Source organism: Thermanaerothrix daxensis (genome assembly GCF_001306145.1).
Lineage (GTDB): Bacteria > Chloroflexota > Anaerolineae > Anaerolineales > Anaerolineaceae > Thermanaerothrix > Thermanaerothrix daxensis.
The window spans coordinates 722411-747124 of the sequence record NZ_LGKO01000002.1 but is presented as its reverse complement, the minus strand read 5'-3'; the positions used below and the strand labels follow the sequence as shown (position 1 = coordinate 747124).

General features: G+C 54.6%; 21 protein-coding genes and 1 pseudogene. 11 read left to right on the top strand and 11 right to left on the bottom strand.

The window, feature by feature from the left end; genetic code table 11:
* Positions 1-69: 69 nt before the first annotated feature.
* Both phoU and pstB read right to left on the bottom strand, forming a co-directional pair.
* Positions 70-753: a phosphate signaling complex protein PhoU gene (phoU, locus tag SE15_RS03790; RefSeq protein WP_054520760.1), complete on the bottom strand. Its 684-nt coding sequence runs from the start codon at positions 751-753 to the stop codon at positions 70-72.
* 21 nt (positions 754-774) lie between these two features.
* Positions 775-1521 (bottom strand): phosphate ABC transporter ATP-binding protein PstB, encoded by a 747-nt coding sequence (pstB, locus tag SE15_RS03785; RefSeq protein ID WP_236689992.1) that lies wholly within the window; start codon positions 1519-1521, stop codon positions 775-777.
* A 319-nt stretch (positions 1522-1840) separates the two neighbouring features.
* On the opposite strand from pstB, the gene prfA reads away from it, so the two are divergent.
* Entirely contained in the window at positions 1841-2929 is a 1089-nt protein-coding gene (prfA, locus tag SE15_RS03780) for a peptide chain release factor 1 (protein WP_054521317.1), read from the top strand.
* Positions 2904-3752, top strand: coding sequence for a peptide chain release factor N(5)-glutamine methyltransferase (prmC, locus tag SE15_RS03775; protein WP_054520759.1), 849 nt, complete (start codon positions 2904-2906; stop codon positions 3750-3752). Before prfA ends, prmC begins: the two co-directional genes overlap by 26 nt.
* 18 nt (positions 3753-3770) lie before the next feature.
* Here the strand turns inward: prmC and SE15_RS03770 are convergent, their stop codons facing one another.
* Both SE15_RS03770 and moeB read right to left on the bottom strand, forming a co-directional pair.
* Entirely contained in the window at positions 3771-4661 is an 891-nt protein-coding gene (locus SE15_RS03770; RefSeq protein WP_054520758.1) for a PIG-L deacetylase family protein, read from the bottom strand.
* Between the two features lie 27 nt (positions 4662-4688).
* The gene (gene moeB / locus SE15_RS03765; RefSeq protein WP_054520757.1) at positions 4689-5843 is read right to left on the bottom strand and encodes a molybdopterin-synthase adenylyltransferase MoeB; all 1155 of its coding nucleotides are present in this window, start codon (positions 5841-5843) and stop codon (positions 4689-4691) included.
* A 79-nt stretch (positions 5844-5922) separates the two neighbouring features.
* Here moeB and SE15_RS03760 point away from each other — a divergent pair, with 79 nt between their 5' ends.
* The 9 genes and pseudogenes from SE15_RS03760 (at position 5923) to SE15_RS03720 (ending at position 17671) form a co-directional block, all read left to right on the top strand.
* Entirely contained in the window at positions 5923-8583 is a 2661-nt protein-coding gene (locus SE15_RS03760) for a CBS domain-containing protein (protein ID WP_054520756.1), read from the top strand.
* Positions 8576-9118, top strand: coding sequence for a GNAT family N-acetyltransferase (locus SE15_RS03755; protein ID WP_054520755.1), 543 nt, complete (start codon positions 8576-8578; stop codon positions 9116-9118). The genes SE15_RS03760 and SE15_RS03755 overlap by 8 nt, the downstream gene beginning before the upstream one ends.
* 421 nt (positions 9119-9539) lie before the next feature.
* Entirely contained in the window at positions 9540-11615 is a 2076-nt protein-coding gene (gene fusA, locus SE15_RS03750; protein ID WP_054520754.1) for an elongation factor G, read from the top strand.
* Between the two features lie 99 nt (positions 11616-11714).
* Positions 11715-11960 carry a hypothetical protein gene (locus tag SE15_RS03745; protein ID WP_152965524.1) on the top strand — a complete coding sequence of 82 codons (246 nt, stop codon included), beginning with the start codon at positions 11715-11717 and terminating at the stop codon, positions 11958-11960.
* Between the two features lie 56 nt (positions 11961-12016).
* A complete protein-coding gene (locus SE15_RS03740; protein ID WP_054520752.1) occupies positions 12017-12583 on the top strand; it encodes an LOG family protein in 567 nt (188 codons plus the stop codon).
* Positions 12580-14016, top strand: a complete 1437-nt coding sequence (gene proS, locus SE15_RS03735; RefSeq protein ID WP_054520751.1) for a proline--tRNA ligase — start codon at positions 12580-12582, stop codon at positions 14014-14016. Before SE15_RS03740 ends, proS begins: the two co-directional genes overlap by 4 nt.
* Before the next feature lie 13 nt (positions 14017-14029).
* On the top strand, positions 14030-14881 hold the full coding sequence (locus SE15_RS03730; protein ID WP_152965523.1) for a DNA alkylation repair protein: 852 nt from the start codon (positions 14030-14032) through the stop codon (positions 14879-14881).
* An 89-nt stretch (positions 14882-14970) separates the two neighbouring features.
* Positions 14971-15243: a 30S ribosomal protein S15 gene (gene rpsO / locus SE15_RS03725; protein ID WP_054520749.1), complete on the top strand. Its 273-nt coding sequence runs from the start codon at positions 14971-14973 to the stop codon at positions 15241-15243.
* Positions 15244-15414: 171 nt separating this feature from the next.
* Positions 15415-17671 (top strand): annotated as a pseudogene (locus SE15_RS03720) (polyribonucleotide nucleotidyltransferase).
* 55 nt (positions 17672-17726) lie between these two features.
* Here the strand turns inward: SE15_RS03720 and SE15_RS03715 are convergent.
* From SE15_RS03715 to SE15_RS03685, 7 genes are all read right to left on the bottom strand, one after another.
* The gene (locus SE15_RS03715; RefSeq protein ID WP_054520748.1) at positions 17727-19328 is read right to left on the bottom strand and encodes a UDP-N-acetylmuramoyl-L-alanyl-D-glutamate--2,6-diaminopimelate ligase; all 1602 of its coding nucleotides are present in this window, start codon (positions 19326-19328) and stop codon (positions 17727-17729) included.
* Between the two features lie 102 nt (positions 19329-19430).
* Positions 19431-20171 (bottom strand): F0F1 ATP synthase subunit B, encoded by a 741-nt coding sequence (gene atpF / locus SE15_RS03710; RefSeq protein ID WP_054520747.1) that lies wholly within the window; start codon positions 20169-20171, stop codon positions 19431-19433.
* Between the two features lie 24 nt (positions 20172-20195).
* A complete protein-coding gene (gene atpE, locus SE15_RS03705) occupies positions 20196-20432 on the bottom strand; it encodes an ATP synthase F0 subunit C (protein ID WP_054520746.1) in 237 nt (78 codons plus the stop codon).
* Between the two features lie 47 nt (positions 20433-20479).
* A complete protein-coding gene (atpB, locus tag SE15_RS03700) occupies positions 20480-21448 on the bottom strand; it encodes a F0F1 ATP synthase subunit A (protein ID WP_054520745.1) in 969 nt (322 codons plus the stop codon).
* Positions 21432-21740, bottom strand: a complete 309-nt coding sequence (locus SE15_RS03695; protein WP_054520744.1) for an AtpZ/AtpI family protein — start codon at positions 21738-21740, stop codon at positions 21432-21434. Before SE15_RS03695 ends, atpB begins: the two co-directional genes overlap by 17 nt.
* Before the next feature lie 35 nt (positions 21741-21775).
* Positions 21776-23236 (bottom strand): NADH-quinone oxidoreductase subunit N, encoded by a 1461-nt coding sequence (locus SE15_RS03690; RefSeq protein ID WP_054520743.1) that lies wholly within the window; start codon positions 23234-23236, stop codon positions 21776-21778.
* Positions 23237-24709 (bottom strand): complex I subunit 4 family protein, encoded by a 1473-nt coding sequence (locus SE15_RS03685; protein ID WP_054520742.1) that lies wholly within the window; start codon positions 24707-24709, stop codon positions 23237-23239.
* Positions 24710-24714: the final 5 nt, after the last annotated feature.

The following is a 24714-nucleotide window of genomic DNA, read 5'->3' as shown; positions in this document are numbered from 1 at the left end:
GGATCCGATCTGGAAAAATAGCCCCATAGGGTATCCCTATGGGGCATAAAGAAACACCCTCTTCTTATTTCAGACGTTTAGGTCATCCTCATCCATGCCATTCACTTCAAAGAGTTCTCCGGTAGCGCAAAAAACGGTGCGCTCACATATATTAGTCACCCGATCTGCCATGCGCTCAAGATTGTGAGCCACCCACATCAGCAAATTGGCCAGATCAATCGTCTCTGGATTGCTGATCATCGTTTGCACGACCAGGCGATACACCACGTTGTAAAGTTCATCAACCTTGTCGTCTTCCTTGGGTATCTCAAGCGCAGTCGGCACGTCTTCCGCCACAAAGGCTCCTAATGCCCGGTGCAACATGGAGACGGCCAGTTGTGCCATTTGATCAATCTCCTGAACCGGAACGGGGATGTCCGCATCACCCAGAAGCATGGTGATCTTGGCAATCCCTTTGGCATAGTCTCCAATGCGCTCCAGTTCGGTATTTACCTCGAGCATGGCCGCCAATTGGCGCAGGTCATGCGCCATGGGCTGTTGGGTAGCCATCAGGATCAAGATCGCATTTTCGATGGCGAACCGCTTCTCGTTGATCTGTTGATCTTCCTCAAAAATCTCTTTTGCTGCTTTTGCATCGCGACGCTTAAGGGCATCAACCGCCGCCAGCGCCGCATGTTCCACCATACTCCCCAAGACAAGGAGCTCATCCTGAATCTGACCAATTTGGCGGGTAAGCGCACTTCGCAGAGGCATGGGGAAAGTCCTTTTAGGGGTTTAACCAAAGCGACCTGTGATATAGTCTTCGGTGCGACGGTCACGAGGACGGGTGAAGATTTGATTGGTGGGGCCATACTCCACCATAACTCCCGCCCGATCCTCATCAACGGTAAAGAATGCTGTGTAGTCCGAAACGCGCGCGGCTTGCTGCATGTTATGGGTCACAATAATGATTGTATAATCGCGCGCTAATTCACGCATTAAGTCTTCAATCTTCAACGTGGCGATTGGGTCTAATGCTGAACAAGGTTCGTCCATCAAAATGATTTCGGGTTTGACGGCAATGGTGCGGGCAATGCATAGACGCTGTTGTTGCCCGCCTGAAAGGGCTAGCGCATTTTTATGTAAATCATCCTTCACCTCATCCCATAGGGCCGCCTGGCGCAAGGATTCTTCTACTAACTCATCCATATTGCCGCGATAACCGTTAATGCGTGCGCCCCAAGCGATATTCTCATAAATACTTTTTGGGAAAGGATTGGGCTTTTGAAAAACCATGCCAATCAGGCGCCGCACCTGAACGGGGTCCACATCCGGGTCGTAAATATTCTTCCCATGGAAAAGCACCTCCCCCGTCAGACGTGCTCCTGGAATTAATTCGTTCATCCGGTTGAAACACCGGATCACCGTGCTTTTTCCACACCCCGAGGGCCCAATAATGGCTGTGATCTTACGCGCCTCGATTTGCAGATTCACATCCTTGACAGCACGGAATGCACCATAATACACATTAACGTTTCGCATTTCGATGGCGTAATCAACCACAGAGGGCGAAGCAGATGTAGTGCGCGTTTGCGTGGCTATTCGAACGAAAGCGTCAGATTTGGATTCCATCGGGCATCAACTCCGCCAGTAATTTTATCATAAGATGCGGCGGGGCCTTGCAAGGACCTGGCTAACCCTTGTTAATCAATCTTACACCCGAAAGGTTAAGAAATGATTGTAAACGGGTAAACTCTGGCTTAACTCGGGTGGCCTTCGCTCGTTTCAGATCGCGTATGAAATAGCCTCTTGGTATAATTTGTAGGCGCTAACCTCATGAGGTGATATTTAAATGTCAGATATGCTGGATAAACTGGCTTTAATCGAAGCACGATACAACGAAATTAACCAACTCCTTGAGCAGGTTGTGGATGATTACCAACGAGCGGCTGAACTGGCGAAAGAGCGCGCTGAGTTAGAGGAAATCGTCACGCGCTCCCAGGCCTACCGTCAAACCCTTCAACGCTTGGAAGAAGCCCGTACGCTACGCGATTCTGATGACCCGGAAATCCGCGAACTGGCCGATCAGGAGATCGAAGAACTGGAGCCGCGACTGGAACAATTAGAACGCGAGCTCAAAGCCCTCCTCCTGCCCAAAGATCCACGTGATCAACGTAATGTCATCATGGAAATCCGCGCCGGCACAGGTGGTGAAGAGGCAGCACTCTTTGCCGCTGACCTCTTTCGCATGTACTCCCGCTATGCCGAGCGTCAGGGCTGGGAGGTTGAAGTTCTTTCCCAAAACGAGACCGGTATTGGTGGCTTCAAGGAAATCATATTCCTGGTCAAGGGGAAAGGCGCCTATTCACGTCTCAAATATGAATCAGGAGTTCACCGGGTACAACGCATTCCGGTCACCGAATCCTCGGGACGCATCCATACTTCCACCGTTACCGTTGCCGTCCTGGCCGAAGTGGAGGATGTAGACATCCACATCCCCGAATCGGATCTGCGCATTGATGTCTATCGTTCAGCAGGCGCTGGTGGGCAAAACGTGCAGAAAAACGCAACAGCCGTACGAATCACCCATCTACCCACCGGCATCGTTGTTGCCTGTCAGGACGAACGCTCGCAACTTCAAAACCGCTTGCGCGCAATGAGCATCCTGCGTGCGCGCCTTTACGAAATGGAGATGCAGAAGCGCCAGGAAGAAGTGGATGCTGCCCGCCGGGCTCAGGTCGGCACAGGGGAACGAGCCGAAAAGATCCGCACCTACAATTATCCGCAGAATCGGGTCACCGATCATCGCATAGGCCTTTCTTCCTACAACCTGCCGGCGGTTATGGATGGCGACTTGGACATGTTTATTGAGGAACTCGCTCTGCGTGACCAGGCCCAACAACTGGCCACTGGCCTTGATGAGGATGAAGACGACGATAACCATCGCTGAATGGTTGGCCCGGGCTGCCAAGGCGCTCCGTCCCACTTCAGAGACTCCCCTCCTTGAGGCCCAGGCCCTGCTCGCCCACTTTACGGGCCTGACTCGCGTCTACATCCTGACTCACCCAGAGCATCGGTTAGATGACGCCACCTTGCAGCAACTTGATGGGGCGCTCGAGAGGCTTTGTCAGGGCGAACCCTTGCCCTATGTGCTGGGCGAGCAGGAGTTCTATGGGTTACCGTTCAAAGTTACCCCCGCCGTGCTAATTCCCCGCCCTGAAACTGAATTGCTGGTCGAACAAGCCATTGTCTGGCTAAACCACCATCCCGAACGGCGCCTGGCAGCCGACGTGGGCACCGGCTCAGGGTGTATTGCCATTAGCCTGGCCCACCACATCCCCGATCTGATCGTTCTGGCAGTGGATCGCTCACGTCCAGCCCTGGAAGTAGCCCGGGAGAATCTACGGCGCCTGCGGCTGAGTCAGCGCGTTCACCTGCTCCAGGCAGATCTCCTTAGTCCAATCAATGCCTCCTTCGATGTGATCTGCGCCAATTTACCCTACATACCCACAGCACGGTTGGCCGAACTAAAAGTAGCCCAACATGAGCCACATACCGCTCTGGATGGTGGCCCGGCGGGGCTCGATCTCATTCAGCGCCTGCTCGAACAAGCCCCCTACAGGTTGGCTCCAGGTGGTTTGCTCCTGGCAGAATTGGATGCCTCGCAAGCCCTCACCCTGCCCGAAATTGCCCGCCGCTACTTTCCTCAAGCCCAGATCACACTCCACTCCGATCCGGCTGGCCTGCCACGCCTGCTGGCAATCCAAACGTGATACCCCCACTCGATCCCTTTATGGCTTGCGAAGGGATTCCAGATTGGCGATCCCCTCAAACAAATCGCGCTCCACATACCCATTCAGACGAGGGGGGTAAGCCCGCATGAACGTCTCACGCGCCACCCAGCGCCGGAAAAGCCGCCCCAACCACCCACTGGTCAAGCCACTTCCACCCTGGCTGGCGTGGCAAGCAGCCGCCTCGTCGCGTATGGCGGCCACTTCGTGATAATCCACCACAGCATCGGTTGGGAACTCCACTGCCGCAATGGCCGCCAAATCAATATCTCCATTCCGGCCAAACCGATGAGGATCACGACCGGTCAGCCGCATCAAACGTACCGTCAAGCGCAAAAATGTGCGCGGTATGGTATGAAAATACAATTTGTGTGGCTGGTAAGGCGATCCGGCCCGGGCATCGAGTTCGGGATCCGATTGAGCGGCCAGGTCAAACGCACGCACCGTTGCCTGATGAATGGCAATGTGATCCGGATGGCGATACCCCCCGATTGGATCAAAGGTGATTACCACCTGGGGGCGCAAGCGACGAATATGCGCCGCAATTTTACGCGCGACTTCCTCGAGAGGGGCATTTATTAGAGCCTGGGGATGATGATTATCAGCGCTCCCTGGCATTCCCGAATCGCGGTAATCCAGGAAGAAGACCCCCTTCAACCCCAGTTTGCCCGCCGCGCAACGCAACTCGGCTTCGCGCCGCTCGGCGATTGAATGATAGCCCTCAAGAAACTCTGGCGATACGTCCCCGGCCTCACCTCGCGTGGCGCAGATCAAGAAGACATCCACGCCTCGACGGGCATAATAAGCCAACGTACCGCCAATGCCAAACGTCTCATCATCCGGATGCGCCAGTACTGCCAGTAAGGTTGGTTTATGCACCGTCTCGCTCATAAAAAGCCTTCCCTGCCACCTCTAAGACTAATAACGCAACATGTGAGGATCAACCCGTTCAGCCCATGCGTTCAAACCGCCCTTTAAATGCCTTACCTGCTGAAAGCCAGCGGCCTGCATCATCTTCAGCGCACGGGCGGAACGCACGCCGGTTCGACAGAATAACACATACTCAGCCTGGGGATTCAGTTCATGGAGTTTCTGCGGCAACTTCTCCAAGGGGATTTGTAAAGCCCCGGGCAAAGCCGAAATCTGGCTCTCAACCGGGTGACGTACATCAACTAGCACCGGAGGATTAGCGCTCTGCAAGCGCTGTGCCAACTCCTCCGGCGAAAGATCCAGACCTTCTCCAACCTCGGCCTGAGGGTGAGGTTGCGCCGGGACGCCACAGAAGGCTTCGTAATCAATTAATTGGGTGATCTGCGGGTTGTCTCCACACAATTTGCATTGTGGGTTTTTCCGCAAGGTGATCATTTCAAAAGACATATCCAGTGCATCATAAAGGAGCAAACGACCAATCAGGGGCTGCCCAATGCCCAAAATAAGTTTGAGCACTTCTGTGGCCTGGATGGTGCCAATGGTACCGGGCAACACGCCAAACACCCCCGCATCGGCGCAAGAAGGCACGCTATCAGGGGGCGGGGGCTCTGGGAATAAACACCGGTAACAAGGCCCTTGCCGGGCGTCAAAAACGCTCACCTGTCCCTCAAAACGGAATACCGAACCGTAGACATAGGGACGGCCGGTCAGTGCCGCCAGATCATTTAGTAAATAGCGGGTCGGGAAATTATCTGTCCCGTCTACCAGTATGTCATAACCTGAAGCAATCGCCTGAGCGTTTGAGGCCGAAAAGACCTCGTTATAGACATCTACCTGGATAAAGGGGTTAAGTTCCAATAATCGTTTGCGCGCGGACTCAACCTTGAGCATCCCCAGACGATCCGTGCCGTGGGCAATTTGGCGCTGCAAGTTAGATTCATCCACCACGTCATAATCTACCAACCCAATGCGCCCTACCCCCGCTGCCGCCAGATATAACGAAATAGGTGATCCCAGCCCACCCGTACCCACAATGAGCACCGAAGCGGCTTTTAACTTCCGCTGTCCCTCCATGCCCACTTCGGGAATGACCAGGTGGCGGGCATAGCGAAATACTTCCGCTTGGGTTAATTCAGGGCCCATGCTACCCTCCTCTTACTAGACCAAAACACGAGCCAATTTATCCGGGTTTCAATTGTACCGCAGATGTTACAATTAAGCCGTGCGCATAATCCTAACCCATGAACAGGCCGATTTCGATGCCCTGGCGGCACTTCTCGGAGCCTCCCTCCTGGATGAACAGGCGTTGGCTGTACTGCCCCGCCGCCTTAACCGCAACGTGCGTGCCTACCTCAACCTCTACGGGAGTGAACTGCCGCTCCATGAGGTGCGCGATCTCCCTAATGAACCTATCGAGACCGTAACCCTGGTAGACACCCAATCCCTGGTAACCCTAAAGGGAATGAGCAAGCACACGCGCGTGCGCGTGATTGATCATCATCAACCTCGCGCTGACCTGCCGCCGGAGTGGCAGGTTACCATTGAGCGCGTTGGTGCTTGCACCACGCTGCTGGTTGAGGCGCTGCGCGAGCGCCTGGAACCCCTTAATTCCCACCTGGCAACTCTCCTACTCCTTGGAATTTATGAGGACACCGGATCACTTACTTATAACAACACCACCGCTCGAGATGCTCATGCAGTGGCTTACCTTTTAGAACAGGGAGCCAATCTTCACCTAGCTAGCCAATTTCTGAATCCCCCCCTCTCGGAAGATCAACGCGAGGTTTATCACCGTTTGCTAGCCAGCGCCGAGACTCTAGAGATCAACGGGCAAACCATCGTTATCGCCAAGGGAGAAGCCACCGGCCTGGTTGAGGAAGTCTCCTCCATCGCTCATAAACTACGTGATTTGCTTGATCCAGATGGATTGTTCCTTTTGGTAAAAACCGCGGAAGGTATTCGTTTAGTAGCCCGCTCCACCACAGACCGCATCAATGTGGCTCAAATTGCGGCCCTTTTTGGCGGGGGTGGTCATGAACGCGCCGCCGCAGCCCTTATCCGCATCCCCGACCTGGGGGTGCCAGAGGACAACGCCCTGGACGTTGTGTACCAGCGCCTGATAGAAGCCCTGCCGGATAAAGTGCAGCCCGCCATAACAGTTGAGCAAATCATGTCACCACGCCCTATGGTGATCTCGCCAGAGACCTCAGCCCAAGAAGCCGCTCAATTGATGCAACGCTACGGTTACGAAGGCTACCCGGTGGTTAAGGATGGCAAAGTAATTGGACTGCTCACCCGACGCGCCGTGGATCGCGCGCTGGCACATCGCCTCAACCTCCCGGCTTCCAGTCTGATGGAAGCCGGCGAAGTGGTGGTGCGGCCTCAAGACCCCCTGGAGGTTGTTCAGCGCCTGATGGCCGAAACCGGCTGGGGACAGATTCCTGTGATAGATCCGGAAAGCCAGACCGTCATAGGGATTGTTACGCGCACAGATTTGTTGAAAGCGCTAGGGCGCAACCACCTGGCAGCTCCCGCCCGCCAGAATTTTGCCGATCGTCTTGAAGCAGCCCTCCCACCTGCACGCCTGGCTCTGCTCAAATTGATCGCCGACCGCGCCCATCGGCGTCGCCTACCGGTTTACGTGGTGGGGGGTTTTGTGCGCGATTTGCTTCTTAATCGCCCCAGCCAGGATTTTGACATTGTCGTGGAAGGTGACGCCATTGCTCTGGCTCGGGCTTTAGAGCGCGAATTGGGTGGACGCGTCACCAGTCATAGCCGCTTTGGCACAGCCAAATGGCACATCGCCGAAATCCGCGCCTCGCTTCTGAAAAACACACTGCGTCTGGATAACGCCGATCTCAGTGACCTACCCGAGTACCTGGATTTCATCAGCGCACGCACCGAGTTCTATGATTACCCCACCGCGCTACCAACTGTCGAGCGCAGTAGCATCAAACTGGACCTCCACCGCCGCGACTTCACCATCAACACCCTGGCTCTGCGTCTGGATGGCCGCCATTATGGGGACTTGTACGATTATTGGGGGGGCTACGCTGACCTGCAGCGCGGTCTGATCCGTGTGCTCCATTCCCTTTCCTTCGTGGACGATCCTACTCGTATGCTGCGCGCGGTGCGCTTTGAACAGCGTTTTGGTTTCCAGATAGAAGACCGCACATTGCAGTTGATGCACGAGGCGCGCGATCTGCTCCGTCAAGTCTCCGGAGATCGCCTGCGGCATGAGTTAGAACTCATCCTGGCCGAGGAGGATCCCTTGCCCGCCCTCCAACGCCTGGAAGAGCTTCAATTGCTGGAATCCATTCACCCCGATTTACACTGGAACCCACAACTAAATGATCCCATGCACGCAGCACTCAAGGCCCCACTAGAGTCAGCATGGAACCTACCCGAAACCTGGGGCGGCGCTCCTATTCGTCGGATGTTGGCCTACCTGGTCTGGTTTTTACCTCTACCGGCCGAGAAAAGTGCCAACCTGGCCCAGCGTCTGCGCCTGCCCCATCATCTGCGTGAAGGCTTGAAAATTGGGGCGGAACTCATTCCTGACTTGCCTGGCTTGCTCGACTGCGCACCCAGTCGGATTGTTGCCCGCCTGGACGGTGTACCTCTGCCTGTCATCTACGCTCTCTTCTTGCTCAATCGAACTTCTGAAATTGCTGAAGTGCTGAGCACCTACGCAACTCGATGGCGCCACATCCACCCGGTCACGGATGGGCACACGCTGCGTGCAATGGGGGTATCCCCCGGTCCGGCTTATCGCCGAATTTTGTGGGCACTGCGTGCCGCCTGGCTGGATGGTGAGATTCACTCACCCGAAGAAGAGCGCCGCCTGCTGGAGCAATTGATCCCCACAAAACCCCATGATTGACATAGCCACACCCCCTACCCTTACTCACAACTGGCTTGATCAGGTCTGTCTGCGCCACCTGCGCGAAGAAGATTTACCAGCATTGGAATGGGATGGTGCCTATACCCACTTCCGCCGCGTGTACCGCGAGGCCTTCCAGGCCAGCCTGAACGGCCAGGTGCTTATTTGGGTCGCTGAACTCCCAGGGGTCGGGATCATTGGACAGGCATTTGTCCAATTAGCCAGCCCACGTCCCGAACTGGCGGACGGAGAACACCGTGCCTACCTCTATGGGTTTCGCGTCAAACCAGCCTATCGCAATGCTGGCTTGGGAACTCACATACTCACTACCATCATCCAGGATCTTCGGGCACGAGGATATATGTGGCTGACTCTCAATGTTGCCGTTGAAAACAAAGCAGCCCGACGGCTATACGAACGCCTGGGCTTTATCGTGGTCGGGTACGATCCAGGATGCTGGTCTTACCTGGATCACGAAGGGCAACGACGCTTTGTGGAAGAGCCAGCCTGGCGCATGCAAAAACAATTGTTCTAAAACCGCACGCTATATTTGTAAGACAACGCATAGCGATCTTTCCCTACGCGTTTGGGAATTTATGCAAGCAGCATCGTAAATGTACATTCACGCACTATATACCCGGAAACAGGCTTGAATAGATAGGGGTAAAAGAGAAAGCCCTTAGCAATGCGGCATCGGTCACAAAGAAGTAACTTCCGGAGGCGTCACGCCCAAGCAGATCGAGACTCACTGCCTGCGCTCAAGCCAAACATTGGGGGTAGTGAAAAGGTATACGCACCTCCACAAGCAAAAAGGGCCAATTATCCCCCACATGTAGTGGGGATGGACTCAATGGCCTCATATATCCCAACAGTTTCCAGCGATTCCTTTTTGACAAGAATGCTGAGAGGCCTTAAAATTACAAGGCTGTGATTCTAGGAAAAGAAGGGTTGAGCGCATGAAGGAGTATACCACTGAGTCCATTCGCAATGTCGCTTTAGTTTCTCATAGTAGCGCTGGCAAAACCATGCTGACCGAGGCTTTCCTGCATTTCACTGGTGCCACCACTCGACTCGGGCGGGTGGAAGATGGAAGCACCGTCTCGGATTTCGATGAAGAAGAAATACGGCGCGGGATTTCCCTTTACACCTCTGTCATTCCCATCGAGTACCGGGATGTGAAAATCAACTTCCTGGATACGCCTGGCTACACCGACTTTATTGGCGAAGTGATCTCGGCATTACGCGTGGCCGATAGCGCACTCGTTCTTCTCGACTCGGTTTCAGGTGTCGAGGTGGGAACCGAGATCGCCTGGAATTATTGTAATCAATTCCAATTACCCCGGTTTGTGGTCATCAACAAGATGGACCGGGAAAACGCAAATTTCCAAAAGGCGCTGGCCTCCATTCAGGAATTTTCTGAAGTTCGCCTGGTACCGGTCCAACTGCCCTGGGGTGAGAAGCAAAACTTCCAGGGTGTAATTGACCTGATCACCATGAAAGCCTATAAAGGGGAAGGGAAAACCGCCGTAGAAATTCCAGCGGAATTACGGGCTGCAGCAGAAGAAGCCCGCGTTGCCCTGGTAGAGGCGGCCGCAGAGGGCGACGATGAACTGCTGGAGAAATACCTGGAAAGCGGATCGCTCTCAAATGAAGAAATCCTGCGAGGACTGCGTGGGGCCATCCGCAATCATACGGCCTACCCGGTCTTCGTAACCGCTGCTACTGCCGAAATCGGCCTTGCCCCTCTCCTGGATGCAATTGTTGACTTGCTCCCCTCACCCGCAGAAATGCCGCCGGCACGCGCTATGGGTAAAGATGGCGAGGAGGAACTCCCTGCCTCCGATAGCGGTCCACTGGCGGTCTATGTCTGGAAAACCACGGCCGATCCTTTTGTGGGACGACAGACCTTCTTCCGCATCTATTCCGGTTTCCTGGCTTCAGATACGCGAGTCTGGAATCAAAGCAAAGGAGTGGAGGAGCGCCTGGGGACGCTTAACGTACCGCGCGGCAAAGAACTCTTCCCGGTTAAGGTGCTCCATTGCGGAGATATTGGGGTAGTGCCGAAACTCTCAGAAACCGTCACCGGCAACACCCTTTGCGACAAAGCCCACCCACTGACCCTGCCCATTCCTGAGTATCCCAAAGCCCTCTACCAGGTTGCCATTTCCCCCAAGACGCAGGCCGATTCCGCTAAGATCACCCCGACTCTGACGCGCTTGTGCGAGGAAGACATGACCCTTTCCTGGCACATGGAACCGGCTACCAACCAAACCATTCTTCAGGGAATGGGCGACCAACACATCGAAGTGGCTGTGCGCCGCGCCGAAACCAAATTCCAGGTTGGCCTGGTCATTAGCGAACCCAAGGTACCTTATCTTGAAGCCATCACCAAGAAAGCCAGTGCCATGTACCGCCACAAGAAGCAAACCGGTGGGGCAGGGCAATTTGGTGAAGTTCATTTACGCATTGAACCCCTAACACCGGATCAGGAACTGGAGTTTGTGTGGGAGGTCTTCGGTGGGGCCATCTCATCGTCTTTCGCACCCTCTATCCAGAAAGGCATCCAAAGCGTAATGAAAGAGGGGGTGCTAGCAGGCTATCCCATCCGCGGCATCAAGGTGGCTGTTTATGATGGCAAAGAGCACCCCGTGGACTCTAAGCCAATTGCGTTTGAAATTGCAGGGCGCGAGGCGTTCAAACTGGCGTTCAAGGATGCCGGCCCCGTATTGTACGAACCCATTATGAAGGTCGAGATCATAGTTCCTGAAGCCAACATGGGAGATGTGCTGGGGGACCTGAACTCACGCCGGGCGCGGGTTTTAGGCATGAATACAGAACGAGGCCGTTCGGTGATCACTGCCCTGGTGCCGCTGGCGGAGATGCTGCGCTACACCACCCAGTTGCGTTCCCTCACAGGTGGCCGCGGCTTCTTCACCATGGAATTCTACAATTACGAAATGGTACCTCCTCACATCCAGCAAGAAATTGTAGCCACGCGGCAGAAAGAACTTCAAGCCCAACGGACGGATTAAACCCGTTTCTTCTATAACGACTGAACGTCTATCCACTGGTACGGGCAATCTCCCGCCCGTACCAGACTTTTATCTCAAATGTTGCAAAAAGAAATGAGCATGTCGCCGATGAACGATAATGCTTCTTTCGATCCTGAAACCTTCTGGGAAGCCATCCTCTCACGCGATCCGCAGCAAATCCGGGCAACATTCGCGCCTTTGGATCGTGAATCACAAATGGCCGTGATGCAGCATCTTTTTCGTATGGCCACCGAGCCCGGCTGGCATCCCGAACAGCGCCTCTCCGCACGCAAAGCGCTGGAAGCACTGGGATTTGCCCCCAATGGGTTAAACGAAACCCGATAAAGACCAAAGCAAAAGATGGGTTAAAATATAGTATCCTTATCAAACATGGACCTGGCATGAAAATTGCTGTTTTTGGAAGTGCTCGCCCCCAACCCGGCCAGCCCGATTATGAGACGGCTTACCTCCTCGGACGCCTGATCGGCCAGGGTAGCCATACACTAATGACGGGCGGCTACATGGGCACCATGGAAGCCGCCTCACGCGGAGCCGCCGAAGCAGGCGGCCACGTTATCGGTGTAACATGCGAGGAAATTGAACGCTGGCGTCCTACCGGAGCCAACCATTGGGTAATTGAGGAAATCCGCGCACGGACCCTGATCGAACGGATCGCCATCCTGATTCGCGAAAGCGATGCGGCGATCGCCTTCCCGGGGGGTGCAGGCACTTTGGCCGAGATCAGCCTCTTCTGGAATCACCTGATTATTCAAGCCATCCCTCCAAAACCACTGATTCTGGTCGGAACGGCATGGCAAAGTGTCTTTCAAACCCTCTTCGCGCAGATGCAAGGTCTGCTTGCCGAAAACGAACAGCGCTGGCTCATTTTTGCGCCAGATTACCAATGCGCATATCTTGAAGCCCTGAAGACCGCTCAATCTTTTCCCAAGGATGGACGAAGCCTATGAGCACAGAGAAGTTGCCTGCACGTAGCGAGAATTTTTCTGAGTGGTACAACCAGGTAGTGCTGCGAGCCGAATTGGCCGACTATGCTCCCGTCCGTGGCTGTATGGTGATTCGTCCCTATGGGTGGGCCTTATGGGAGAACATTCAGCAGGCCCTGGACCGGCGTTTCAAAGAAACTGGCCATGTCAACGCAGCCTTTCCACTCTTCATTCCCATGTCCTTCCTGGAAAAAGAAAAGGAACATGTTGAAGGTTTTTCACCCGAACTCGCAGTCGTCACCGTAGGCGGGGGTGAAACCTTAGAGGAACCGCTGGTGGTGCGCCCCACCTCCGAGACTATCATCGGGTACATGTATTCTAAATGGATCCGCTCTTATCGCGATCTCCCCGTTCTGATCAACCAATGGGGCAATGTTGTGCGCTGGGAGATGCGCACCCGCCTCTTCCTACGTACGCTGGAATTCTACTGGCAGGAAGGGCATACCGCTCACGCCACCGAAGAGGAAGCCCTGGAAGAAACCCTACGTATGCTCAACGTCTACACCGACTTTGCCTACAACGAAGCCGCCATCCCCGTCATCCCCGGACGTAAAAGCGAAACCGAGAAGTTTGCAGGAGCCGTCCAATCTTACACCATCGAAGCGATGATGGGCGACACACGCGCCCTGCAGTCAGGCACCTCGCATTTCCTGGGGCAAAACTTTGCTCGCGCTTTTGATATCCAATATCTGGATCGCAATAATCAGTTGCAATATTGCTGGACCACCTCATGGGGCCTTTCAACTCGCTTCATTGGGGCAATTATTATGACCCATGGGGATGATCAAGGGCTAATTCTGCCGCCGCGCCTGGCTCCAATTCAAATTGTCATCGTGCCCATCTATCGCAGTGAAGCAGAACAATCCCAAGTCATGGCCGTCGCCACTCAATTGCATAAACAATTAAGCACTCGTTTCCGAGTCAAGGTAGACGACCGCAGCGAAGTAACGCCGGGGTTCAAGTTCAATGATTGGGAATTGCGGGGAGTCCCTCTGCGCATTGAAATTGGTCCAAAAGACGTGGAGAAAGGCGTTTTGACCGTTGCCCGACGCGACATTCCGGGTAAAGCCGGAAAAATCACCATCCACCCCAATAACTTGGAAGCACAATTCGCCCAATTGCTCGATGATATCCACCACGCCCTGCTCAAGCGCGCCACTCAGTTCCGCGATGAGCACATTTTTGACCCTAAAGATTACGAAGAACTCAAGGAAGTGGTACAGCACGGGTGGGCTTTCTCATGGTGGTGTGGCAGCGCTGAGTGCGAGGCAAAGGTTAAGGAAGATACCAAAGCCACCACCCGTTGCATCCCACTGGAACAACCGGGTGGCGAGGGGCGGTGTATCGTCTGCGGGCAGCGGGCAACTCAGAAGGTATATTTCGCTCGGGCTTACTAAAATACATTCACCCATGCCAGCAGTTTCCTTACAAATCCTGCGTCGGCGTATGCAGGAGCTATCGCTCCTGCTTGAGGACATTCCCCGCTTCAAGCGGGGACTCCAACGCTTGCTGGAACAATACGCTGACCTATCCTATCACCCCGGTGAAACCATCCCGCTTGATAAAGCCTCAGAACGCCTGTTAGTTCCCCCCGTTGTCGTCAACGAAATCGAGGCTTTTCTAAGTGCCTGGGCAGTGCAATATCCTGAACCAGCCTTGCACCTGGCCGATCTGTTCTGGGAAGAAGCCACTCCTTTGTACCGGCATCTGGCGGCCGTGCTCTTGCGCGAGGTTCCCATCACAAGCACCACCCAACTTGCCATCCAGGAACGACTTTCAAAGTGGATTAATGACGTCGAAGGAGCCTCTCACTTTATTCCCACAATGATTACGGCCGCCGAAGGACTGCAAAAGAACGTGCCAGAGGCATGGCTGGATCTCGTCCATACCTGGCTTTTCTCCCGCTCCCCCGGAAGCCACCGAGTTGCTTTGGTTGCCCTTCGGCATCTCATTCAGAACACAGCCTTTGATAATCTCCCGCTCATCTTCGAGTGGCTAAGCGCCTGGCTGCAGGAGTTCTCCACCTCATCCCTTACAGCAGAAACGCTTGACCTTCTGCAAGCGTTAACCGAGCGCTCACCTGCCGAAACGGCTTACTTCCTGCGCCAGTTGCTAGGCTTACTCCCGCCCCCCACTGCTCGTCGTCTGATACGAGCCGTACTTCCCATCCTCCCTGAAGACTACCGCCAGCGTCTTCAAAGCGCCTTGCGTGTGGTAAACGCCCAAGTCAAACCTCCACCAACCGAGCAACCTCTGGTATAATACAAGCGCAGTGACTAGACCGGCGCGCGGGAAAGCCTGCACGCCTGGAGACCTGCTCAAAATTCAACCTTTAAGGAGAAGCAGACGTCATGACTTTAACAAAAGAGGAGAAAAACAAACTAATCAGTGAGTTCGGCCGCCACGAAGGTGACACTGGCTCACCCGAGGTTCAAATTGCTTTGCTGACGCACCGCATCAACCAGTTAACTGAGCACCTGCGTACGCACAAGCACGATGAATCCTCGCGCCGCGGCCTGCTCAAATTGGTTGGCCAACGGCGTCGCCTGCTGATGTACTTGCGCCGCAAGGATTACACCCGCTACGCAGCACTGACCGAGCGCCTTAATTTGCGGGCGCGCTAGGGTTGGGAAGCCAGGTGAGTAGATGGCGGCAAGTGGGTCATCTACTCACTTTTTTGAGATTGTGAAGTCTCCCCCCACGCGGTTGGGAGTTGAAATCTGGTGAGGACGCACGTCCTCAATGGTTTTCAGTTCCTAACCCGCTGGGGGGATAAAAAGAGGTAAAAGGAGAATATGAACAAACCAGAAGCCAAACAATACACGGCCATTGTTGGTGGTCGTCCCATAATTTTTGAGACCGGCAAGTTGGCCGGCCAGGCTGGCGGGGCCGTAACCGTTCGCCTGGGCGACTCCGTCATCTTTGCGGCTGCCACCATGAGTGACAAGCCCAAAGAGGACGTAGATTTCTTCCCGCTCACCGTGGAATATGAGGAGCGTCTTTATGCGGGCGGCCGCATCCCCGGCTCATTCTTCCGCCGCGAGGGTAAGCCTTCCGAGGAAGCCATTCTGATTGCACGCCTCTCTGACCGCCCCATCCGCCCGCTCTTCCCTAAAGGGATGCGAAATGAGGTCCAGATCATAATGTTTTCTATCTCCGCTGATATGGAAAACCCACTGGACATTTTGGCGGTCAATGCAGCCTCCGCCGCATTGATGGTTTCAGATATCCCTTGGGGAGGCCCCATTGGGGCAGTGCGAATCGGCCGCATTGATGGCCAGTTTGTTGTCAACCCCACCTTTGAGCAAAAGGAAAAGTCCGACCTAGATCTGCGCATTGCCGGTACCCGTGAAGCCATTTTGATGGTTGAAGCAGGTGCCAACGAAGTACCCGAAGAAGTTATCGTGGAGGCACTGGCGTTCGGGCACCAGGCGCTTCAGCCCTTGATTGATGCTCAATTGCAAATGGCGGCTGAGGTTGGCAAACCCAAGCGAGAAGTCCCCATTTTCGAGGTGGACCCGGCTCTGGTGGAAACCATTCGTGAGCGCGTCACTGAGCAAATTGAAGCCCTCCTGGAAGCCCCCCACACCAAAGCCGAGCTCAACGACGCCATTGATGCCTTGGAAGAAAGCCTGGTGGCCGAATTGGCCGGTGAGGATGCCACGCAAACCCGTGCGGTTAAGGAAGCCTTCACCGAGGTTTACCGTGCCATCGTCCGTCGCCGCATCCTTGAGAAAGGCATTCGACCTGATGGGCGCAAACCGGATGAAATCCGTCCCATCTGGTGCGAGGTCGGAATCTCGCCCCGCGCTCATGGCTCCGGCCTGTTCACACGGGGTGAAACTCAAGTGCTCACGCTCGCTACACTTGGAACCCCACGCGAGGCTCAAGAACTGGACAGCCTTGAGCCAATTGAAACGAAGCGCTACATGCACCACTACAACTTCCCGCCCTATTCGACGGGCGAGGTAAAGCCCCTTAGAGGGCAATCACGGCGCGAAATCGGTCACGGCGCCCTGGCAGAACGGGCATTGCTTCCGGTTATCCCACCGGAGGAGGAATTCCCCTATACCCTGCGTCTCGTGTCCGAGGTGCTTTCCTCCAATGGCTCCACCTCGATGGCCTCCGTTTGCGGTTCCACCCTGGCCTTAATGGACAGTGGTGTGCCGATCAAGGCGCCTGTAGCGGGGATTGCTATGGGCCTCATCAAGGAAGGCGACACGTACCAAATCCTGACCGATATTCAGGGACTGGAAGACCACCTTGGCGATATGGATTTCAAGGTGGCGGGAACAGCGCAAGGCATCACCGCTCTCCAGATGGATATCAAAATCAAGGGGATCACCCCCGAATTGATGCGTGAGGCACTGGAACAAGCCCGGCAAGCACGTCTGTTCATCCTGGACGAGATGCTCAAGGTAATTTCCCGCTCCACGGCCCGAACTGAAACCCCATGCACCCCGCATCACCATCATCAAAGTCCCGGTGGATAAGATTGGTGCCATAATTGGACCGGGTGGCAAGATGATTCGTGCGATCCAGGATGAAACCGACACCCGCATTGATATTGGCGAAGATGGAACCGTTTATATCGCTGCCACCAGTGGCAATGGCGCCACCATGGCACGCGAGAAGATTGAGCGCTTGTGCGAAGTACCTCAGGTAGGACGCATTTACACTGGGCGTGTTGTGCGGGTGACCGATTTTGGTGCTTTTGTCGAGATCCTGCCCAACGTGGACGGCATGGTTCACATCTCCCAGCTGGATACCGAACGCGTCAAGAGCGTGGAAGATGTGGTACGGGTGGGCGATGAGATTACAGTGATGGTCACTGATATTGACGAAAACGGACGTATTCGCCTCTCACGCCAGGCCGTTCTAGAAGGCTGGACGCCCGAAGAAGCCCAGGCCCATGATCGTAATGGGCGCACAGGTGGAACGCGAAGGCCATCCACCGAAAGCCGTGGTGGCAGCGCCGCACGTCGTCCTTCCGGACCCTCCAGCAAGCCATCCCGCGGCCCCAGCAAACCCTCTTCGGGTGGGCGCCGCTAACCCCGAAAAAAATGAACTTACACCCCCGCTTGATGCTCAGGCGGGGGTGTTGATTTCACGAAAAAGAACCGTCTTGTGTGGGTAGGTAAGGCATGGTGTAGCCCGTCAGGCCCAGGCGCTCGGCCAGAGCAGCCCGCATCGCCAAACGGTCATCCCATGGGTATTCCACCGTGCCAAAGCACATGGATTGCTCATGCCCTTTGCCTAAAGCAATGACGACATCCCCGGGACGCGCCATTTGCACTCCCAATCGAATGGCTTCGCCCCGATCAGGGACGCGGAACACCGTCTTGCCCTCCACGGCCCCCGCCTGCACCGCCGCCCGTACCATCACGTTCAGAATCTCTTCAAGCGACTCTGTACGTGGATCCTCAGCCGTCAGAATCGTTATATCCGCTAAACGGGCTGATTCGGCAGCCATTAACCGCCGTTTCTCGCGGTCTCGTAACCCGGCTGACCCAAAGATGGCAATGATACGCCCTCTTGTCAACTGACGCACAGTTTGCAAAGCCCGTTTCAGTGCATTTGGCGTGTGAGCAAAATCTACAATCGCCAGAAAATCCTGCCCCAAATCAATGCGCTCCATGCGTCCGGGGATGCCTTTCAGGGCTGCCACACCCGCGCGCACAGCTTCCGAATCCACGCCCAATCCTAATAAAGTAGCCGAAACGGCTGCCAGGATATTATAAACATTGTAATCACCGACTAATGGGCTGTGGATGGGAAATGTTTGCTCGCCAGCATGCACCACAAAGGTCAATCCTTCGGCATCCTGGCGGATGGCTTCAGCCCACACATTGTTGTCTGGCTGGAGGCCATAGGTTACCTTAGGTCCTTTCACCAGATCATTCAGAAATGTGTAAGAGACATCTTCCCGGTTGAGCACCGCCAGACGTGGGTTTCCCTGGGCTTTGGGAAGGGTTGTTTCCAGGAATTGAAATAGGCGTGCTTTGGCCGCCCGATAGGCCTCATAAGACCCATGGTAGTCCAGATGTTCATGGGTAATGTTGGTGACTACAGCAATATCAAATTCGCAGGCGGTCACCCGATCCTGTGCCAGGCCGTGCGAGGTGGCTTCCAACACAGCATGGGTGAGGCCCGCCTCGCGCATCTGTGCCAGATAACGCTGTACGTCTGGGGCTTCCGGGGTAGTCACGTGAAAACCGGTATCCAATACCTGATCCCCGATGACAGCATTAACTGTCGAGATCATCCCGGCTTTCAGCCCTGCTGCAAGCAGAATCTGGTAGATCAGATTGGTGGTAGTCGTTTTGCCATCCGTGCCAGTCACACCAATTATCGTCATCGCGCGGGCGGGGAAACCATAAAGCGCCGCCGCAAGGTATGCCAGCGCAAAGCGTGCATCACGCACTTGAAGATAGGGCACCGGCCACGACTGGGTGGCATAAGATTGAGTGCCAAGAACGACCACAGCCCCATTCTGGATTGCCTGGGGAATAAACCGGTGACCATCCGTGGTGATGCCCGGGAGTGCCACAAAAAGACACCCTGGGAAGGCATCACGTGAATCCATACAAATGCCACGAATCCACACTTGTGGAATGGGCTCAGGGGTAAGAACTTCAACTGGCGTTTGAGCAAGAAGATCCCCCAGGGCTACAGGCTGAGGAGCAAGGGCTACTGAAGCATGCGGCATACCTAGTTCCTCAAAATCCCTTCATAATAAAACCCCCGTCCCGAGAGACAGGGGCTGAAAAATCACTATTTACACTGCAAACAAAAACCCTCAGCGCCCAATTTACTGCAAATGCTGGCGCAAGTTCTGCAACTGCCCGGCCACTGAGCCATCTATGACCCGATCCCCCACCCGAACGATCAAACCACCCAGGATCGAGGGGTCCACACGGAAAGTAACTGAAGCGCTTCCTCCCAAACGAGCCAGGATGTCTCGCTTGACCACCTCTTGCTCTTCCGGAGTCAGGGGTAACGCGCTGGTCACTTCAGCCGCTCCCCCACTCGCCAGGGTCTCGTTCTCGAGCACCACGACTTTACCTCCCCGTACCCCGGAGAAAAACTCCTCGAGCAAAGCGCGCTGGCGTTGCTCATCCAGGGTCTCCTTGATGAGTTTTTGGGTGGCAGCGATGGCCAAGGCGGCAATTTGCCCCCGCATTTCACTTAACATCCGATGACGTTCCTGCTCCAATTCGGCCAATACCTGCTCGCGTTGTTTGCGCAATTCCTCTTCCTGGGCTGCTCTGATCTCGCGCGCTACTGCCTCGGCACGTTCAGTGGCCTCACGCACAATCTCAGCCGCTTTCGCCTGGGCTTCTGCAATAATCTGATGGGCTTCCTTTTCTGCATTCGCACGTGCCTCAGCGGCCACACGAGCATCCTCTAACCCCTGCGCCACAATTTTGCGCCGCTTCTCCAACTGAGCCATCAAGGGCTTAAATACCCAGGCTCGTAGCACCACAAACATGATCACAAAACTGAGTATTTGAACAAACAACAACCCCAGGTTGATACCTAACTTTTCCAAGGCTCACTCCTTTTTGCACAGCATTTAGAGCACAAAGAGCATCAAAAATGCAATGACCAGACAGTAAATGGCTATCGCTTCAGAAAATGCGATACCCAGGATCATGTTGGTGAGCAGGTTACCATACGCATCAGGATTGCGTGCCATTCCCTGCAAGGCGCCTTGCACGCTCAAACCAATTCCCACACCAGCCCCTAGCGCGCCAATCATAGCCAGGCCAGCACCAATAAACTTTGCTGCTAGGATGATATCACCCGTCATGTCTCAATCGCCTCCTCTTGGATAAAGTAGGATTTTCGCAAAGATTTTCAATGGTGTTCGCTTTCGCCACCATGACCGCGCGTGGCTTGAGCCATAAACACCATGGTCAACATACCAAATACAAACGCCTGAATCAACGCTATGAAGAATTCAAACAGAAATACCAATGAAGGCATGAAGACTGGCAGCAATGTACCGATCAAAGCAATCAATACAAAGCCAGCAAACATATTTCCGAACAATCGGAAGGAGAACGAGAGGATTTTGGCCAGTTCGGAGATTGTCTCTAACAACCCTACAGCAAAGTCAATAGCACCAAAGAAAGGCCGTGAGAAAAGGGTTGTCACATTAAAGAACTTGAAAAAGTAGCGCCAGCCCTGGGCCTGGACACCAATCACCTGGGTCATAAACACCGAGACTAAGGCCAGCCCCACTGTAAAGTTGAGATCAGTAGAAAGGCCACGCACAAAGGGGGTCAGGGTGTACTCCCCTTTCGCAGGAGTCAGCGTGTACCAAACACCTCCCAGCGCCTGGATCGCGTGGCCATCTTTTTCGGCATGGTGGATGATGCCAATGGTCTCCACACCGGGAATTAACTTCATCAAGTTGGCAATTAACACCACCAGGAAGATGGAAGCGAACCAGGGGAAAATGGCTCGCGCCCACTTTCCCGCAGAACTCTCGGTGAGGTTGTAAAGGACTTCAATCAAGGCTTCCAAAGCCCCTGCCAGCCCACGTGGCACCAGGTCTCCCTTGCGCACTGAGCGGCGCACTGACCAAGCCATTCCCAGAATGATCAGATCTACCAGCAGCAGTGCGGGGAGGGTGTTGACCAAGTAAAAATCCCCCAGGGGGCCAAGGTGAAAAAGGGGTTCTTCAACGAGTCTTTCGGGCGCAACCTGTATATGAGGCTGTACGGGCGCAGCAATGTTAACTGCAAAGATACCAAGAATAATGCACAAAAACACAATCCAACGATTGACGCCCCAACGCCACTTCTTACGTGTCGTCTCCAAGGTTTGCCTCCTCCAGCGTGGGTTTCGTTGTTTTGGGGGGCACAGGCTTGATTTTTGCCGTCGCCGCCCTTACCACATAAAACATTACAGCAAGCGAGATGGGAATACTCAGTACCAATAAGCCCAGGGTAAACCAGGGACGTGTCCCTAAACGTGCATCCAACCAGATTCCCCCTAAAACCGCTACCAGCACAATGATTAATGTCAAGCACCCTACTTGGCCTGCAATGCCAGCAATGGTCAGGTTGATGATCTGCTGCTTGCGGTCCTTTTCAGGATCTGGCGGCGTCATGACGGTGCGATTATATCATGGGCACAAAAGTGACGTCAATAAACCCACAACACCCGGGCAACACTTCCAGCCCAGGAATACCAGGGGGCGATCCACACTCCGATCAACACAATACCCACCACACAGATCCCCAGCGCCAACCGCCACGCCGGTTTGATCTCTGAGATGGGTTCCACACCTGGCGTAAAGCGGTAAATGGTCCTCAACACGACCAGGTAGTAGTAAAGTGCAATGATGGAGTTAAAAACTCCCACGAAGGCCAGCCAGATTTGCCCCGCTTCAACCGCCGAGCCAAAGACCAGCAGTTTAGCGATGAACCCCGCAAACGGAGGAATCCCTCCCAGCGAAAGCAGGGCCGCCAGCATGGCCAGCGCCAAAGGTGCCGAGCGCTGCTGCAACCCCTCCAGGGCTTTCAGGTCGCTTGAGCCAAGCACCTGTTCCACCACAGTCAAGATGCCAAAGGCAGCCAGATTGGTAACCAGGTACGCTATCAGATAGTACACTGCACCGGTAGCTCCCAGGGGTGTGCCGGCCGCCACCCCAATCAGAATATATCCCGCCTGGGCGATAGAGGAGTAGGCCAATAGTCGCTTCGCATTGGACTGAACCAAAGCCAGGTAATTACCCACAAGCATGCTGGCCGTTGCCAATATCCCAATAAGCAGGGTCCAGAAAGCCGTTTGCTCGGCAAAGACCCCGATCAGAAATCTCAGCAAAACGGCAAAACCAGCGGCTTTTGATGCCGTGGAGAGATAACCCGTTACCGGGGTCGGCGCCCCTTCATAGACATCTGGCGCCCAGAAGTGAAACGGCACCGCGGCTACTTTAAACCCAAAGCCCACCAAAACGAGGAACAACGCCACCGCTACCATCTCGAGCGGCGCCTGAGCCTGACGCAGGGCGGCTTCCAGATCATACAAGCGGGTCGTTCCGCCCATGCCGTAGAGCAGGCTCAAACCATACAGGAGCGTTGCAGATGCCACAGCCCCAAAAAGGACATACTTAAGCCCGGCTTCGGCAGAGCGAATATCTCGAAGATAAAACCCTGCCAGCACATAAAGCGGGATAGAAGCAGTTTCAATGGCCAGAAAAAGCATCACCATATCTGCTGCCGAGGCCATTAGGCTGAACCCCAAGGCACTGAAAAGAAGAAGGGCAAAAAACTCTCCTTTGCCGGCAAGGTCCTTGACCTGCATGGCAAAGAGAGCAGTCAAGCCCACCCCGGCTAAAAACAACATCCGGAAGACAAACCCCACCTCATCCAGACGGAGCGCCCCGCCCCACAGTAGACGTGGGGATGCAACAGGGTAGGCAAACGCAAGGCTCAGACCGGCTATCCCAAGGCTTCCCGCAGCAACCACCCACCCCAGCCAGCGCTGACGCGAGACCTCTGAGGAGAACAAGTCCAAACCCAACACCAGCCCAGCCAGAACCAACAATCCAATCTCGGGTAGCAGGGCGCGGATATATTCCACAGGCAAGGTTGAAGCCACCACTCACGCACCTCCCACCAGGGCTAAAATATGACGCACCCCCGATTCCACCAGCGGGGTCAGCAAAGAAGGGAACCAACCCAAAAGGATCATAATGGCAGAAAGGAGGAAAATGACCCCTTTATCCTTCCGGCTTACATCCCCCACCCTCTCCTCAAGCGCCACAGGCATATCACCAAAGAAAACACGACGCACGACCAGCAGAATATAAGCAGAGGTAATGATAATCCCCAGTACCGCAATCACGGCAACCCAGGGAGCACGCTGCCAGGCCCCCAGAAAAACCGGAAACTCGGCAATAAAACCGGAAAAGCCAGGCATTCCCATTGAAACCAGGCCCGCAATGATAAAGCCAATGGCAGCCCAGGGCATGACCCGCACCAACCCTCCCAAAGCAGGAATATCACGGGTGTGCGCTCGATCATAGACCATACCCACAATGGCAAAGAAGAGGGCTGTCATGACACCATGCGAAAACATTTGCAAACCCGCTCCCATTAATCCTTCTCGGTTTAGGCTGGCAAAGCCAATCAAGACCAACCCCATGTGCGAAACAGAGGAGAAACCGATCACGTACTTGAAGTCAGTCTGAACCATGGCAATCGCTGCCCCGTAGACCACATTGATCGTGGCCAGCGCCAGGATCAGGGGCGACCAGAAGGCCGCGCCTTCCGGCAACAGCATAATGCCTACCCGAAGCGCGGCAAAAGCCCCCACCTTCATTTCTACCCCTGCCAGCAACATCGAGATGGCCGTTGGTGCAGCAACGTGACCATCAGGCGCCCAACTGTGAAAGGGGAAAATACCCCCCAGGATGGCAAAGCCAAGAAAAACAAAAGGAAACCAAAAACGCTGAAAGGCTACGGGAAAACCGGCTTTCTCCAGCGCCAGGAGATCAAAGGTACGCAACCCAGAGTTGAAGTATAAGGCCAGGGCTCCCACCAATGCCAGCATTGAGCCAATAAACAAGTACAAAGTTAACTTCATGCCCCCGTAATCGCGGGTTTTGGGATAGCCCCACAACACAATCATCAAATATTTTGGAAAGACAGCGATTTCAAAGAAGAAGAACAGCAGAAAGAGATCCAGGGATACAAAAACCCCCAAGATGCTGGTTGCCAGAAACATCATAAAAGCAAAAAATTCGCGCGGGCGTTCCTCCACGTTCCACGAGACCAGGACGCCAGAGAAGAGCACCAACGCTCCCAAGAGGACCATGGGAAGGCTAAAACCATCCACGCCCAAAGCATATGATATCCCCAAATCTGGCAACCAGGGGTGGCGCTCAATGAACTGATACCCGCCCACACCTGTGTCGTAATCCAAGTAAAGCCAGAAAGACAACCCCAAAACCAGCACAGATGCTGCCAATGCTATCCTGCGCACCCAATCACGTCTCTCGGCCGGCAGGCAGAGCAAGATCAACCCGGCCAGAAGCGGTGTCAGCACGATGGCGCTAAGAATGGGAAACGACATTCCTC

What these genes read in the sequence shown, in the direction of transcription:
- phoU (WP_054520760.1), bottom strand. Translation starts at nt 753, where the DNA reads ATGCCTCTGCGAAGTGCGCTTACCCGCCAAATTGGTCAGATTCAGGAT.
- pstB (WP_236689992.1), bottom strand. Translation starts at nt 1,521, where the DNA reads ATGCGAAACGTTAATGTGTATTATGGTGCATTCCGTGCTGTCAAGGAT.
- prfA (WP_054521317.1), top strand. Translation starts at nt 1,841, where the DNA reads ATGCTGGATAAACTGGCTTTAATCGAAGCACGATACAACGAAATTAAC.
- prmC (WP_054520759.1), top strand. Translation starts at nt 2,904, where the DNA reads ATGAAGACGACGATAACCATCGCTGAATGGTTGGCCCGGGCTGCCAAG.
- SE15_RS03770 (WP_054520758.1), bottom strand. Translation starts at nt 4,661, where the DNA reads ATGAGCGAGACGGTGCATAAACCAACCTTACTGGCAGTACTGGCGCAT.
- moeB (WP_054520757.1), bottom strand. Translation starts at nt 5,843, where the DNA reads ATGGGCCCTGAATTAACCCAAGCGGAAGTATTTCGCTATGCCCGCCAC.
- SE15_RS03755 (WP_054520755.1), top strand. Translation starts at nt 8,576, where the DNA reads ATGATTGACATAGCCACACCCCCTACCCTTACTCACAACTGGCTTGAT.
- fusA (WP_054520754.1), top strand. Translation starts at nt 9,540, where the DNA reads ATGAAGGAGTATACCACTGAGTCCATTCGCAATGTCGCTTTAGTTTCT.
- SE15_RS03745 (WP_152965524.1), top strand. Translation starts at nt 11,715, where the DNA reads ATGTCGCCGATGAACGATAATGCTTCTTTCGATCCTGAAACCTTCTGG.
- SE15_RS03740 (WP_054520752.1), top strand. Translation starts at nt 12,017, where the DNA reads ATGAAAATTGCTGTTTTTGGAAGTGCTCGCCCCCAACCCGGCCAGCCC.
- proS (WP_054520751.1), top strand. Translation starts at nt 12,580, where the DNA reads ATGAGCACAGAGAAGTTGCCTGCACGTAGCGAGAATTTTTCTGAGTGG.
- SE15_RS03730 (WP_152965523.1), top strand. Translation starts at nt 14,030, where the DNA reads ATGCCAGCAGTTTCCTTACAAATCCTGCGTCGGCGTATGCAGGAGCTA.
- rpsO (WP_054520749.1), top strand. Translation starts at nt 14,971, where the DNA reads ATGACTTTAACAAAAGAGGAGAAAAACAAACTAATCAGTGAGTTCGGC.
- SE15_RS03715 (WP_054520748.1), bottom strand. Translation starts at nt 19,328, where the DNA reads ATGCCGCATGCTTCAGTAGCCCTTGCTCCTCAGCCTGTAGCCCTGGGG.
- atpE (WP_054520746.1), bottom strand. Translation starts at nt 20,432, where the DNA reads ATGACGGGTGATATCATCCTAGCAGCAAAGTTTATTGGTGCTGGCCTG.
- SE15_RS03695 (WP_054520744.1), bottom strand. Translation starts at nt 21,740, where the DNA reads ATGACGCCGCCAGATCCTGAAAAGGACCGCAAGCAGCAGATCATCAAC.
- SE15_RS03685 (WP_054520742.1), bottom strand. Translation starts at nt 24,709, where the DNA reads ATGTCGTTTCCCATTCTTAGCGCCATCGTGCTGACACCGCTTCTGGCC.